Here is a 13016-nt window from a genome sequence, read left to right as displayed (position 1 = left end):
CTCTGAGGAGGCGGGGCCGCGCGGTCCTGAGGATCTGAGGGGTTCGCCGGGCGGCCTAAGGCATCCCCGCCGCGGAAGCCTGGGATGTTGCCCGATGTGCCGTACCCCCCTTGGGGACGAGGCTGATGGCACGGAGAACGACTCCGGACCATCGGTCCCGATCCGAGGAGCACGAGATGTACGCGTACGAACTGCTGGGCCGCGAGCGGACGGAGCAACTGCTGCGCGAGGCCGCGGAGTACCGCCGGGCGCACGAGGCCCGCAGGGGCGCCCGCGAGGCCGCCCGTGTCGCCGCCGGCCATCGCGGCGGCGCCGACGACCAGGACGAGGGGAGGGCGCACGGGCGGAGGGCGGGCCGGTTCACCCGGCGGCTGAGGACCGCCGGGTGAGCACCGCGGTGCCGGTGGAAACCGGTGTCGCGCTGTCAGGGCCCCGTGCGATGCTCGGGACCGTGCAGAACCAGTCCGTCAGCCCGGTGTTCGTCGGCCGCACCCGTGAACTGACCCGCCTCACCTCCGCGCTCGCCCGCGCTCACGCGGGCGAGCCGCAGGCGTTGGTCATCGGCGGCGAGGCCGGGGTCGGCAAGACCCGGCTCGTCGAGGAGTTCCTGGCCGCGGCCTGCGAGGACGGACCGCAGACGGTGGCGGCCGTCGGCGCCTGCGTGGAAATCGGCGCGGACGGACTGCCGTTCGCGCCCGTCGCGACGATCCTGCGTGCCCTGCACCGCCGGCTCGGCGACGAACTGGTCGCCGCGGCCGCCGGCAGCGAGGCCGAACTCGCCCGCCTGCTGCCCGGACTGGGCGGAACGGACGGCCCCGAGCACTCCGCCGACCAGCGGGACGAGCACGGCCGTGCCCGGCTGTTCGAACTCACCTCACGGCTGCTGGAGCGGCTCTCGGAGGACCGCACGCTCGTCGTCGCCCTGGAGGACCTGCACTGGGCCGACCGCTCCACCCGCGAACTCCTCGGCTATCTGCTGCGCTCGCTCTCCCGCGGCCGGCTCGTCGTCCTCGCCACCTACCGCTCCGACGACATCCACCGCCGCCACCCGCTGCGGCCCTTCCTCGCCGAACTCGACAGGATGCGCTCCGTGAGGCGCCTGGAGCTCTCCCGGTTCACCCGCGCAGAGGTCCGCGCCCAGGTCGCCGGGATCCTCGACGCCGAGCCCTCCGCGACCCTCGTCGAGCGGGTCTTCACCCGCTCCGACGGCAACCCCTTCTTCGTCGAGGAACTCGCCTGCAGCATCACCCAGGGCTGCCGCACCGGCCTCAGCGACAGCCTGCGCGATCTGCTGCTCGTACGGGTCGAGGCGCTGCCGGAGACCGCCCAGCGGATCGCCCGCGTCGTCGCCGAGGGCGGCTCCGCCGTGGAGTACCGGCTGCTGGAGGCCGTCGCCGGGCTCGGCGAGGACGAACTCATCGAGGCCCTGCGCGCCGCCGTCGGCGCCAAGATCCTGCTGCCCACCGACGACGGCGACGGCTACCGCTTCCGGCACTCGCTGGTCCGCGAGGCCGTCGGCGACGATCTGCTGCCCGGCGAGCGCAGCCGCATCAACCGCCGCTACGCGCAGGCCCTGGAGGCCGACCCAGGAATGGTGCCCGACGACGAACTGCCGGCCCGGCTGGCCAGTTACTGGTACCACGCCCACGAGCCCGCCAAGGCGCTGCCCGCCGTGCTGCGCGCCTCCGTCGAGGCCCGGCGCCGCCACGCCTACGCCGAACAGCACCGGCTGCTCGAACGCGCCCTGGAGTTGTGGGACGACACCCCAGCGGAGGTCCGCGAGGAGCTGCGGCCCGTCGACTACGTGGAGGTGTTCCCCCCCTGCGGCTGCGACCCGGGCGGCAAGCCCCTGCAGTACATGGACCTGCTCGCCGAGACGACCGTGGCCGCGCGCCTCAGCGCCGACCGCGAGGGCGCCTACGAGGTCACCAAGCGGGCGCTGCGCCTGCTGGAGCGCTCCGGCGACCCGCTGCGAGCCGCCTGGTTCTGGATCCAGCGCTCCCGGCTGATGGTCGCGATGGGCCGCGGCGACGGCTGGGCGGAGATCGCCGAGGCCCAGGAACTCGTCCGCGGGCTGCCGCCGTCCCCGGTCCACGCCGAGGTGCTGGAGAGCGTGGCCGGCTGGGCCATGATGCACAACCCGGGGCCGGACAGCATCACCACGGCGGAGCGCGCCATCGAACTGGCCCGGCTCGTCGGTGCCGAGGAGACGGAGATCCACGCCCGGGTCACCCTGGGCATCCTGCTCGCCGACGCCGGTGACGCCGAGGCCGGCATCGCCGAACTTGAGGCCGCCCGCGACCGGGCCGCCGCCGCCCGGTACGGCAACCTCACGGTGAACGCCGACGCCAACCTCGCCGCCCTGCTGGAGGCCGTGGGCCGCTCGGAGGAGGCGATCGCGGTGGCCCGCAGGGGAGTGGAGAGTGCCACCCGCCACGGGCTGCGCGACGGCGCCACCTTCGCCTCCGCCAACGAGGCCGAGTCCCTGCTCGCGCTCGGCCGCTGGGACGAGGCGGCCGAGATCGCCGTCCGCGGCCGGGAGAGCACGAACCACGCCCTGTACCTCGGCTGGGCGGCGACACTCCTGGCCCAACTCGCCGTGCTGCGCGGGGAGTACGACCGCGCCGAGGCCGAGATCGCCGCCGCGCGGGACCATCTGGGCACCCAGGACCACCAGCCGCAGAGCGCCCTGCCGCTGCGTCATCTGACCATTGCGGTCGCCGCCGGGCGCGGACGCTTCCTGGAGGCGCGGGCCGCGGTGCGCGCCGCCCTGGAGGCGGGGTTCCCACCCGCGATGCACCGTTACGGCTGGCCGATGCTGCACACCGCGGTGGCGCTGGAGTCCGACGCCCACGGGCTGCCCGGCGCGGACGAGGGGCGCCCCGAGATGCTCGCCCTCATCCGCAAGGCGGCGGGACGGCTGCCCCGGCTGTCCCCGGTGTGGGCCGCCCACGCCCTGCTGGTCGAGGCCGAACTGCTGCGCGCCGACGGGAGCAGCGACGCCGGGCCCTGGGCCGCCGCCGAAGAGGCCTTCGCCGCCCTCGACCGCCCGTACCCGCTCGCCCAGGTGCGGCTGCGGCACGCCGAGGCGCTGCTCGCCCGGCACGACCCCGGGGCCCGCGACCGCGCCGCCGCACTGCTGCGCGAGGCGTGCGAGGTCGCCGACTCCCTGGGCGCCGTACCGCTGCGCGATGCCGTCCGATTGCTTGCCCTGCGGGGCAGGCTGACGCTGGGAGAGCCGGAGGCGGGCGTCGTCCCCGCCGCGGCCGAGGAGCCGGAACCCTTCGGCCTGACCGCCCGCGAGCGCGAGGTGCTGCGCCGGGTCGCCGCCGGCTACACCAACCGCCGTATCGCCGAGGAGCTCTTCATCTCGCCGAAGACCGCGAGCGTCCACGTCTCCAACATCCTCGCCAAGCTCGGCGTCTCGGGCCGCGGCGAGGCCGCCGCGCTCGCCCACCGACTGCGGCTGTTCGCCGGGCAGCCGGGCTGATCCCACCGGCCGGGCGCCGCCACCGCCGGGCCCGGGCCGCTACCGCCCGGCCCGCGGCGGACGTATCAGGACGGTGCCCGAGTCCAGGTCGATCGGGCCCCGGCCCGGATCCGCGTCCCCCTCCTCGTCGCGCACCAGCTCCAGGCGGTTGCGTTCGTCCTCGGCGTGCCTGCGGCCCGGAGCGAACAGCTCGTCCAGCGCATTGAACATCGCACCCCCAGATGTCGTCGGTCAGCTCACCCGCAGCCGCAGGATCCGGTCGTCCCCCTTGCGCGGCTCGCCCCGGCCGTCGGTGTTGCTGGTGGTCAGCAGGAGCCCGCCGTCCGGATCGGCCACGACGGTGCGCAGCCGGCCGTACTCGCCGACGAGGAACGCCTGCGGATCGGCCGCGGCCTTCGTACCGGCCAGGGGGATCCGCCACAGACGGGCACCGTGCAGTGAGGCCATCCAGATCGAGCCGTCGGCGTAGGCGATGCCGCTGGGCGAGGCGTCGTCCGTCCGCCACTGCGCGATCGGGTCCACATAGCCCTCGCGGTGGGCCAGACCCTCCACCACCGGCCAGCCGTAGTTCTTCCCCGGCTCGATCAGATTGAGCTCGTCCCAGGTGTCCTGCCCGAACTCCGACGCCCACAACCGCCCCCGGCTGTCCCAGGCGAGGCCCTGCACATTGCGGTGCCCGTAGGAGTAGACGACGGAGTCGGCCTCCGGATTGCCGTGCGCGGGCTCGCCGTCGGGCGTCATCCGCAGGATCTTGCCGCCCAGGGAGGCCTTGTCCTGGGACAGGCCGCGGTCGCCGCTCTCGCCCGTGCCCGCGTACAGCATCCCGTCGGGGCCGAAGGCGATCCGCCCGCCGTTGTGGATGGCGCCGTGCGGGATGCCGCGCAGGATCGTGTCCGGGGCGCCCAGCTGCTCCCCGGGCGGTTTCGCCGGGTCGTAGAGCATGCGCGCGATGCGGTTGTCCGAGTCGGTGGTGAAGTACGCGTACACCAGGTGGTCGGTGGCGAAGTCACGCGAGACGGCGAGTCCCAGCAGACCGCCCTCACCGCCCGAGGAGACCCCCGGCACCGTGCCGACCGGTGTCGTGCGGCCGTCCTTCGCGGCCACCCGGACGATCCGGCCGGTGTCGCGGGAGGCGACCAGCAGATCCCCCTCGGACAGCACGACCACGCCCCACGGGGTGGTGAGACCCGTCGCGACCGTGCCGGTCACCTCCGCCGAGCCCTTCGCCGGAGCCGACGGCTCGGCCGCCCCCGACGAGGGAGGCGCCGACGCGGCGGCGGGGGAGGACGTCGTGGGGGCCGGGGAGCCTCCCCCGTCCGAGGAGCATCCGGTGGCGAGCAGCGCGGCACCGGCCAGCGCTGCGGTCACGACGGCGGCACGGCGTCCCACGCTTCCCTCCCGGGGATTCTCCGGCACGGACTTCAAGAACATCACATCCGTGACTACACCGCCCAGGCGTTCGGGGTTCCCGTCGGGCGGCACGGATCTCCGCGTCACCTCCGCCCCGCGGTCCGCGTAGTGGCCCTCAGCCCCAGGAACCCTTGTGGTCCCTTCAGTCCCAGGAGCCCCGCGCGGGTGGCAGGGCCGCTATCTCAGCGAAGTCCTCGCCGGTCAGCCGCAGTTCCGCGGCCCCGGCGTTCTCCACCGTCCACCGCTCCCGCTTCGCGCCCGGGATCGGCACGACCTGGGGGCCCTGGGCCAGCACCCACGCCAGCGCGACCTGCGCCGGCGTCGCGCCGTGCGCCTCGGCGACCCGGCGCAGCCCCGCGACGATCGGCTGGTTGGCGGCCATCATCTCGGCCGTGAACCGGGGATGCCGCGCCCGTACGTCGTCCGGCTCGAAGCCCTGGCCCGGGGTGAGCGTGCCCGTCAGGAAGCCGTTGCCCAGCGGCATCGCGGCCATGAAGCCGACCCCGCGCTGCGTGCACCACGGCAGCAGCTCCGCCAGCGCCTGGGGCGACCACACCGACAGCTCGGCCTGCACGCAGCTGACCGGGAAGACCTGCTGCGCGCGGCGCAACTGCCGCAGGGTCTCGTCGTACATCGCCGAGCCCGGACCCGTGCGCCGGACCGCCCGCGCGCCCACCGCGCACCACCCCAGCGCGCGCACCTTGCCGGCCGCGACCAGCTCCGCCATCGCGCCCCACGTCTCCTCGACGGGGACCTCCGGATCGGCCCGGTGCAACTGGTAGAGGTCGATCACGTCGGTCTGCAGCCGGCGCAGCGACGCGTCGCAGGCCCGCTTGACGTACGAGGGCCGCCCGTTGGCCACCAGGTGCTGCTCGCCGACGAGCAGCCCGCACTTGGTGGAGACGAAGACCTCGGGGCGACGCTCCTTCAGCACCCGCCCCAGCAGCAACTCGTTGGTGAACGGGCCGTACATGTCGGCGGTGTCGAGCAGCGTCGTGCCGTGGTCGACCGCCGCGTGCACGGCCCGCAGTGACGATTCGCCGTCCTGCCGGGACGCCGTGTACGCCCAGCTCATCGGCATGCATCCCAGGCCGACGGCGCCCACCTCAAGAGCCGCCGATCCGACCGTCCTGCGCTCCACCTGGCTGACCTCCGCTGACCTCTCGCGCCGCCCCACTGTGCCATAGCCTCCTGACCATGGCTGACATCACCCGGAACCACCGCCCCACCGCATGGCTCCCGATCCCCGCCGAGGACGTCGAGGGGCTCCCCGACAGCCTCGACTACGTCTTCTGGGACGGGGACGAGGAGTACCCGGCCGACCCCGCGGACGCCGCGTTCTACGTCGTGCCCTACATGAAGGGCGCGGAGGTCGCAGGCCGGCCGCTGCCCCGCATGTCCGGGGTCCGGGTCGTGCAGACCCTCAGCGCGGGTGTCGACCACGTCATGCCGTACCTGCCGCAGCTCCCGCCGGGCGTGCGACTGTGCAACGCCCGCGGGGTGCACGAGGCCAGCACCGCCGAGCTGGCCGTCACCCTCACCCTTGCGGCCCTGCGCGGCATCCCGCGCTTCGTGCGCGGCCAGGACGCCGAGGAATGGCACGACGGTTTCTACCCGGCGCTCGCCGACAAGCGGGTCCTCATCGTCGGCTACGGATCGATCGGCGCGGCCATCGAGGAACGGCTCATCCCCTTCGAATGCCACGTCACCCGGGTCGCCCGGCTGGCCCGACGCTGCCCGCACGGCCCCGTGCACGCCCTGGCGGACCTGCCCGGCCTGCTGCCCGAGGCTGATGTGGTCGTCCTGTCGACCCCGCTCACCCCGGCCACCCGCCGTCTGGCCGACGCCCGGTTCCTGGCGGGGATGAAGGACGGGGCGCTCCTGGTGAACGTCGCCCGCGGTCCCGTGGTGGACACCAAGGCGCTTCTCGCCGAGCTGGAGGCCGGCCGGCTCCAGGCGGCACTCGATGTCACCGATCCGGAGCCGCTGCCTCCGGGGCACCCGCTCTGGCACGCCCCGGGAGTCCTCGTCAGCCCGCACGTCGGCGGCAGCACCTCGGCCTTCCTGCCCAGGGCCAAGCGGCTGCTCCGCGAGCAGCTGGGCCGTTTCGCGGCCGGCCAGGACCTCGCGAACGTCGTCGCGACCACCTGATCGCGCGGTGGCACCGGGTGCCCGACGCATGGGGCAGGGCGCTACGCGTGGTCACGCTGTGTAGAGGAACTATGTCCCTGAGTGACTGAACTGGTGTATCGTCCCGCACTGGGGGAACACGATCGGCGTGGCTCGGCGAGTCGCGAACGGGCGTGGGACGACTCAGGACTTGATGGGGGGCGACGGGCGATGTACGGCCAATGGAGAGAGCATCCGACGCTGGACCACGGCACACCGTGCCGGGGACGTTCACGGCATCGCGGGACGACACCGTGAGCGCGCCCGGTGCGGTCCTCTCGCAGGCGTCCGTGCCGGGCGACCGGACCGGCCTGCTGCACCAGTTGCTGGTGGCCGTACTCTGCGGTGGTTACGCCATCGGATCGGCCTTCGGCTGGGGCTCCACGGAGCTGGCCCTGGTCATGGGCGACTTCGGGCTCTCCGCCGCGGCCCTGGCCGCGGCCGTCTCCTGTCTGGTGTACGTCCGAAGCGTCGCCGACCGGTACCGCCCCGCCTGGGCGCTCTTCGCCGTCTCCTCCGCCATGGTGGCGCTCGGCAACGGCATCTGGGGCTGGTACGAGGTCGTGCTGCGCGAGCCCGTGCCGCGCACCTCGGTCGCCGACTTCTGCTTCCTGCTCTTCGCCCCGCCCGCGATCATCGGGTTGCTGGTGCTCGCCAAGCGACCGGTCACCCGGGCCGGATGGGTCTGCCTCGGGCTGGACGCCTGGCTCATCGGCGGCTCGCTGCTGACCCTGTCGTGGACCCTCGCCCTGGCCCAGACGGCCCTGTGGGACGGCCGCAGCACCGCGCGCATCGCCCTGTCCCTGGCGTATCCACTGCTGGACATCATGCTGGTCAGCATGGTGCTGGCGCTGCACTTCCGGCGCTCCGCGGCCAACCGGGCGGCGGTGAACACCGCCATCGCCTCCCTCGCCCTCACGGTGCTGTGCGACGCGCTGTTCACCTCGCCGCTGCTGCGCGAGCACTACCGCTCGGGCCAGATCCTGGACGCCGGGTGGTTCGCCGGCAGCATGCTGCTCGCGTACGCCCCCTGGGTCGGCGACCGCGGGACCGCCGAGCGGGCGACGGCCGAACGGCGCCCCGGGCAGGGCCGCCGGGTGACCGGCTCGCTGGCGGCGCTGACCCCGTATCTGGCGGCCGCGGTCTGCGTGCTCGGCATCCTCTACAACGTCATCGACGGCCGCAAGAGCGACCGGGTGGTGCTCCTCACCGGCTGCACCGTCGTGCTCGCCCTGGTCGTGCGCCAGGGCATCATGCTGCTCGACAACATCGCGCTCACCCAGGAGCTGGCCCAGAAGGAGAACCACTTCCGGTCCCTCGTGCAGGGCTCCAGCGACGTCATCATGATCGCCTCGCCGACCGGCGTGCTGCGCTATGTGAGCCCCGCCGCCAAGGGGGTGTACGGCAGCGACCCCGAGGAATGGGTCGGCACCGAGTTCGCCACGCACGTCCACCCCGAGGACCTGGGCCGGGTGGTGCACGAGGTGCGCCGCTTCCTGGCCGCCCATCCGGCCGAGGAGCCCGCCACCCGCATCGAGTGCCGCATACGGCACGGTGACGGCAGCTGGCTCAACGTCGAGTCGAGCGTCAACCGGCACCAGGGCGGTCTGATCTTCAACAGCCGCGACGTCACCGAGCGGGTCCGCCTCCAGGACCAGCTGCAGCACAACGCCTCGCACGACCCGCTCACCGACCTGCCCAACCGGGCGCTGTTCACCGAACGGATCCGCCAGGCCCTCGGCGGCCGCCGGGCCACCGACGGCGACACCGGCACCACGGCCGTGCTCTTCATCGACCTGGACGGCTTCAAGGCGGTCAACGACACCGTCGGCCACCAGGCCGGCGACGAGCTCCTCGTCCAGGCGGCCAGGCGCCTGCGGGACTCCGTGCGCGCGGGCGACACCGCGGCACGCCTGGGCGGCGACGAGTTCGCCGCCCTCATCTGCGGGACCAGCGCCGACCGGCATCTGCGCGAGTACCAGGTGCACGAGGTCGCCGACCGGCTCCGCGCCGCCCTCTCCGAGCCGTACCGGGTGGACGGCACCGAGGTCCGCGTGGCCGCCAGCATCGGCGTCGCCTTCGCCGACCCCGGGGTCAGCCCCGGCCAGCTGCTGCGCAACGCCGACCTGGCCATGTACCGGGCCAAGCAGGCCGGCAAGGGCCGCGTCGAGATGTACGCGCCCGCGATGCAGGCCGAGGTGGTACGCCGCGCCGAGCTCGCGGGACGGCTGCGCACCGCCCTGCGCGACGGCGAGTTCGCACTGCTCCACCAGCCGGTGGTCGACCTCGGCAGCGGCGAGGTCGCCGCCGTCGAGGCGCAGGCCCGGTGGCGCTCCGCCCAGGGCATCCTCTTCACCCCCGCCGAGTTCCTGAGGGTCGCCGAGGACACCGACCGCACCGCGCAGCTGGCCCGCTGGCTGCTGGAGGAGGCGGTCCGCCAGGCCGCCCTGCGCCATGCCGCGGGCTGCCCGGTCCCGGTCGCCGTCCGCCTGTCCACCCGGCGGCTGATGCACCGCGAGCTGCCCACCAAGGACATCGAGGCCCTGATCGAACGGCACGGGCTCCCGCCGGACTCCCTCGTCCTGCAGGTCGCCGACCAGGATCCGCGGATCTCCCTGGACGAGCTGGAGCGGCGGCTGACCGCGCTGAGCCGGCTCGGGGTGCGCATCGCCCTGGAGGGCTTCGGCAGCGGCTACGCGCCCATGAACGCGCTGCGGCGGCTCCCCGTCGACGTGCTCAAGCTGGACCGGGGGCTCACCGAGGGCGTCGTGGAGTCCCCGCGGCTGCGCAAGATCACGGCGGGGCTGCTGGGTATCGCCGGCGACCTCGGGATCGGCTCGGTGGCCGAAGGCGTGGACCGGCCCGAGCAGGTGCTGGCATTGCGTGAGATGGGCTGCACCCACGGTCAGGGCATGGCATTCTCGGGACCGCTGGACGAGCACCGGCTGCGCTCCTCGCTGACTCGCGGATGCTATCCCGTGCCCGGCGGGGCGATCGCGCTGAGCAGCGCCCGGATCTCTGTGCGGGGCACGCGGAAGCCGGACGAGCTACGCTCAAATAATGAGACGCCCGTCCCACCCGCTTGACACTCCCCGCCGGCGAGGAGGAAGGTCAGTGCCATGCGCACCCGAATTCTCGTACTTGGAAAGCGCGTCGGCTGACCCGGGGCCCCTGACCGCCTCGTGGAACGCACCGACGCGCTCCCCTCGCTTGCCTGCCGGCACGAGGGGTTTTTTGTTGCCTGGGATCCAGACAAACCACCCTCTCCACCCTCAAACTCCTGAGAGATGAGAACCAGATGACCGAGCAGGCCACCGGGGCCCACCACCCGCAGCCGCGGGCCCGCGGCGCCGCGCCGCAGCCCACCCCCGCCGAGCGCGTCACGGGCGCCCAGTCCCTCATTCGTTCTCTTGAGGCGGTCGGCGCCGACACGGTGTTCGGCATCCCGGGTGGTGCGATCCTTCCGGCGTACGACCCACTCATGGATTCCTCCAAGGTGCGCCACGTCCTGGTCCGGCACGAGCAGGGGGCCGGCCACGCCGCCACCGGCTACGCGCAGGCCACCGGCAAGGTCGGCGTCTGCATGGCGACCTCCGGCCCGGGCGCGACCAACCTGGTCACCCCGATCGCCGACGCCCACATGGACTCGGTCCCCATCGTCGCGATCACCGGCCAGGTCGCCTCCAAGGCGATCGGCACCGACGCCTTCCAGGAGGCGGACATCTGCGGCATCACGATGCCGATCACCAAGCACAACTTCCTCGTCACCGATCCGGACGACATCCCGCGCACCATCGCCGAGGCCTTCCACATCGCGGCGACCGGCCGCCCCGGCCCGGTCCTGGTCGACATCGCCAAGGACGCCCTGCAGTCGCAGACGACCTTCTCCTGGCCGCCCACCACCGACCTGCCCGGCTACCGCCCGGTGACCAAGCCGCACGCCAAGCAGATCCGCGAGGCCGCCCGCCTGATCAACGAGGCCAAGCGCCCCGTGCTGTACGTCGGCGGCGGCGTGCTCAAGGCCCGCGCCACGGGGGAGCTGCGCATCCTGGCCGAGCTGACCGGTGCCCCGGTCACCACCACGCTGATGGCGCTGGGCGCCTTCCCCGACAGCCACCCCCAGCACGTCGGCATGCCCGGCATGCACGGCTCGGTCTCCGCCGTCGCGGCCCTCCAGAAGGCCGATCTGATCGTCGCCCTCGGCGCCCGCTTCGACGACCGCGTCACGGGCAAGCTCGACTCCTTCGCCCCGTACGCCAAGATCGTGCACGCCGACATCGACCCGGCCGAGATCTCCAAGAACCGCGTCGCCGACGTGCCGATCGTCGGCGACGCCCGCGAGGTCATCGCCGACCTGATCGTCGCCGTCCAGGCCGACCACGACGCGGGCCGCCGCGGCGACTACACCGACTGGTGGAAGCTGCTGAGCGGGCTGCGCGACACCTACCCGCTCGGTTACGACCTGCCCGCCGACGGCAGCCTGTCCCCGCAGCAGGTCATCCAGCGGATCGGGCAGCTGGCACCGGAGGGCACCCTCTTCGCGGCCGGCGTCGGCCAGCACCAGATGTGGGCCTCGCAGTTCGTCTCCTTCGAGAAGCCGTACACCTGGTTCAACTCCGGCGGCGCCGGGACCATGGGCTACGCGGTCCCCGCCGCCATGGGCGCCAAGGCCGGCATGCCCGGCTCCACCGTCTGGGCGATCGACGGCGACGGATGCTTCCAGATGACCAACCAGGAGCTGGTCACCTGCGCGCTGAACAACATCCCGATCAAGGTCGCCATCATCAACAACGGCGCGCTGGGCATGGTCCGTCAGTGGCAGTCGCTCTTCTACAACGAGCGCTACTCCAACACCGTCCTGCACGCCGGCGAGACCAACGCCGGCCGCGGCTCCCACCTGGGCGTCAGCCAGACCCCGCCGGCCGGCACCCGCGTCCCGGACTTCGTGAAGCTGTCCGAGGCCATGGGCTGCGTCGGTCTGCGCTGCGAGTCGCCCGACGAGCTGGACGAGGTCATCGAGAAGGCCAACGCCATCAACGACCGCCCAGTGGTCGTGGACTTCATCGTCCACGAGGACGCCATGGTGTGGCCGATGGTCGCCGCCGGCACCTCCAACGACGAGATCATGGCCGCCCGCGACGTCCGCCCCGACTTCGGCGACGCGGCCGACGACTGAGGACCGAGAGAGAAGCAGAGGAACGACGCGACATGTCCAAGCACACGCTCTCCGTCCTGGTGGAGAACAAGCCCGGTGTCCTCGCCCGGATCACCGCCCTGTTCTCGCGCCGCGGCTTCAACATCGACTCCCTCGCGGTCGGCACCACCGAGCACCCTGACATCTCCCGCATCACCATCGTGGTGAACGTGATCGAGGACCTTCCGCTGGAGCAGGTCACCAAGCAGCTCAACAAGCTCGTCAACGTGCTGAAGATCGTCGAGCTGGAGCCCTCCTCGGCCGTTCAGCGCGAACTCGTTCTGGTGAAGGTGCGGGCCGACAACGAGTCACGCTCCCAGATCGTGGAGATCGTCCAGCTGTTCCGCGCCAAGACCGTGGACGTCTCGCCCGAGGCGGTCACGATCGAGGCCACCGGCGGTGCCGACAAGCTCGAGGCCATGCTGAAGATGCTGGAGCCCTTCGGCATCAAGGAGCTCGTCCAGTCCGGCACGATCGCGATCGGCCGCGGCGCACGCTCGATCACCGACCGCTCCCTGCGCGCCCTCGACCGGACCGCATAGCGAGACCGTAAAACTTGATTCCGCCCGCAGACGTAGTGTGTGGGCAACCCGCCAGATCCCCAAGGAGAGACCCGAAGTGGCCGAGCTGTTCTACGACGACGATGCCGACCTGTCCATCATCCAGGGCCGCAAGGTCGCGGTCATCGGCTACGGAAGCCAGGGCCACGCCCACGCGCTGTCGCTGCGTGACTCGGGCGTCGACGTGCGCGTC

9 protein-coding genes and 1 pseudogene are annotated in these 13016 nt (G+C 72.8%); 7 read left to right on the top strand and 3 right to left on the bottom strand.

Going from position 1 to position 13016, the window contains the following annotated elements; all coding sequences use genetic code 11:
- Positions 1–176: 176 nt before the first annotated feature.
- Together ACWDAS_RS06120 and ACWDAS_RS06115 are read left to right on the top strand one after the other, a co-directional pair.
- Positions 177–389, top strand: a complete 213-nt coding sequence (locus tag ACWDAS_RS06120) for a hypothetical protein (protein ID WP_450387640.1) — start codon at positions 177–179, stop codon at positions 387–389.
- A 50-nt stretch (positions 390–439) separates the two neighbouring features.
- Positions 440–3490: a helix-turn-helix transcriptional regulator gene (locus tag ACWDAS_RS06115; protein WP_450387916.1), complete on the top strand. Its 3051-nt coding sequence runs from the start codon at positions 440–442 to the stop codon at positions 3488–3490.
- A gap of 39 nt (positions 3491–3529) precedes the next feature.
- On the opposite strand, the gene ACWDAS_RS06110 is transcribed toward ACWDAS_RS06115, so the two are convergent.
- The 3 genes from ACWDAS_RS06110 to ACWDAS_RS06100 form a co-directional block, all read right to left on the bottom strand.
- Complete coding sequence (locus ACWDAS_RS06110; RefSeq protein ID WP_450387639.1) at positions 3530–3700, bottom strand: DUF6191 domain-containing protein; 171 nt, start codon at positions 3698–3700, stop codon at positions 3530–3532.
- A gap of 21 nt (positions 3701–3721) precedes the next feature.
- A complete protein-coding gene (locus ACWDAS_RS06105; protein WP_450387638.1) occupies positions 3722–4921 on the bottom strand; it encodes a PQQ-dependent sugar dehydrogenase in 1200 nt (399 codons plus the stop codon).
- Between the two features lie 121 nt (positions 4922–5042).
- Complete coding sequence (locus tag ACWDAS_RS06100; protein WP_450387637.1) at positions 5043–6041, bottom strand: aldo/keto reductase; 999 nt, start codon at positions 6039–6041, stop codon at positions 5043–5045.
- Positions 6042–6097: 56 nt separating this feature from the next.
- On the opposite strand from ACWDAS_RS06100, the gene ACWDAS_RS06095 reads away from it, so the two are divergent.
- From ACWDAS_RS06095 to ACWDAS_RS06075, 5 genes and pseudogenes are all read left to right on the top strand, one after another.
- The gene (locus ACWDAS_RS06095) at positions 6098–7051 is read left to right on the top strand and encodes a 2-hydroxyacid dehydrogenase (protein WP_450387635.1); all 954 of its coding nucleotides are present in this window, start codon (positions 6098–6100) and stop codon (positions 7049–7051) included.
- Between the two features lie 272 nt (positions 7052–7323).
- On the top strand, positions 7324–10155 hold the full coding sequence (locus ACWDAS_RS06090) for a putative bifunctional diguanylate cyclase/phosphodiesterase (protein WP_450387634.1): 2832 nt from the start codon (positions 7324–7326) through the stop codon (positions 10153–10155).
- Positions 10156–10367: 212 nt separating this feature from the next.
- Positions 10368–12245 (top strand): acetolactate synthase large subunit, encoded by a 1878-nt coding sequence (locus tag ACWDAS_RS06085; RefSeq protein WP_450387633.1) that lies wholly within the window; start codon positions 10368–10370, stop codon positions 12243–12245.
- A gap of 32 nt (positions 12246–12277) precedes the next feature.
- Positions 12278–12805 (top strand): acetolactate synthase small subunit, encoded by a 528-nt coding sequence (gene ilvN, locus ACWDAS_RS06080; RefSeq protein WP_361792575.1) that lies wholly within the window; start codon positions 12278–12280, stop codon positions 12803–12805.
- A gap of 76 nt (positions 12806–12881) precedes the next feature.
- Positions 12882–13016, top strand: a pseudogene (locus tag ACWDAS_RS06075) (ketol-acid reductoisomerase); the annotation flags it as partial.

This window comes from Streptomyces sp. NPDC001070, assembly GCF_053598835.1.
The sequence above is the reverse complement of the archived record's forward strand: the minus strand, read 5'-3'. Positions and strand labels throughout refer to the sequence as shown.

Excerpts from the sequence above, each read along its gene's own strand:
- ACWDAS_RS06120 (WP_450387640.1), top strand. The coding sequence starts at position 177 with ATGTACGCGTACGAACTGCTGGGCCGCGAGCGGACGGAGCAACTGCTG.
- ACWDAS_RS06115 (WP_450387916.1), top strand. The coding sequence starts at position 440 with ATGCTCGGGACCGTGCAGAACCAGTCCGTCAGCCCGGTGTTCGTCGGC.
- ACWDAS_RS06110 (WP_450387639.1), bottom strand. The coding sequence starts at position 3,700 with ATGTTCAATGCGCTGGACGAGCTGTTCGCTCCGGGCCGCAGGCACGCC.
- ACWDAS_RS06105 (WP_450387638.1), bottom strand. The coding sequence starts at position 4,921 with ATGTTCTTGAAGTCCGTGCCGGAGAATCCCCGGGAGGGAAGCGTGGGA.
- ACWDAS_RS06095 (WP_450387635.1), top strand. The coding sequence starts at position 6,098 with ATGGCTGACATCACCCGGAACCACCGCCCCACCGCATGGCTCCCGATC.
- ACWDAS_RS06085 (WP_450387633.1), top strand. The coding sequence starts at position 10,368 with ATGACCGAGCAGGCCACCGGGGCCCACCACCCGCAGCCGCGGGCCCGC.
- ilvN (WP_361792575.1), top strand. The coding sequence starts at position 12,278 with ATGTCCAAGCACACGCTCTCCGTCCTGGTGGAGAACAAGCCCGGTGTC.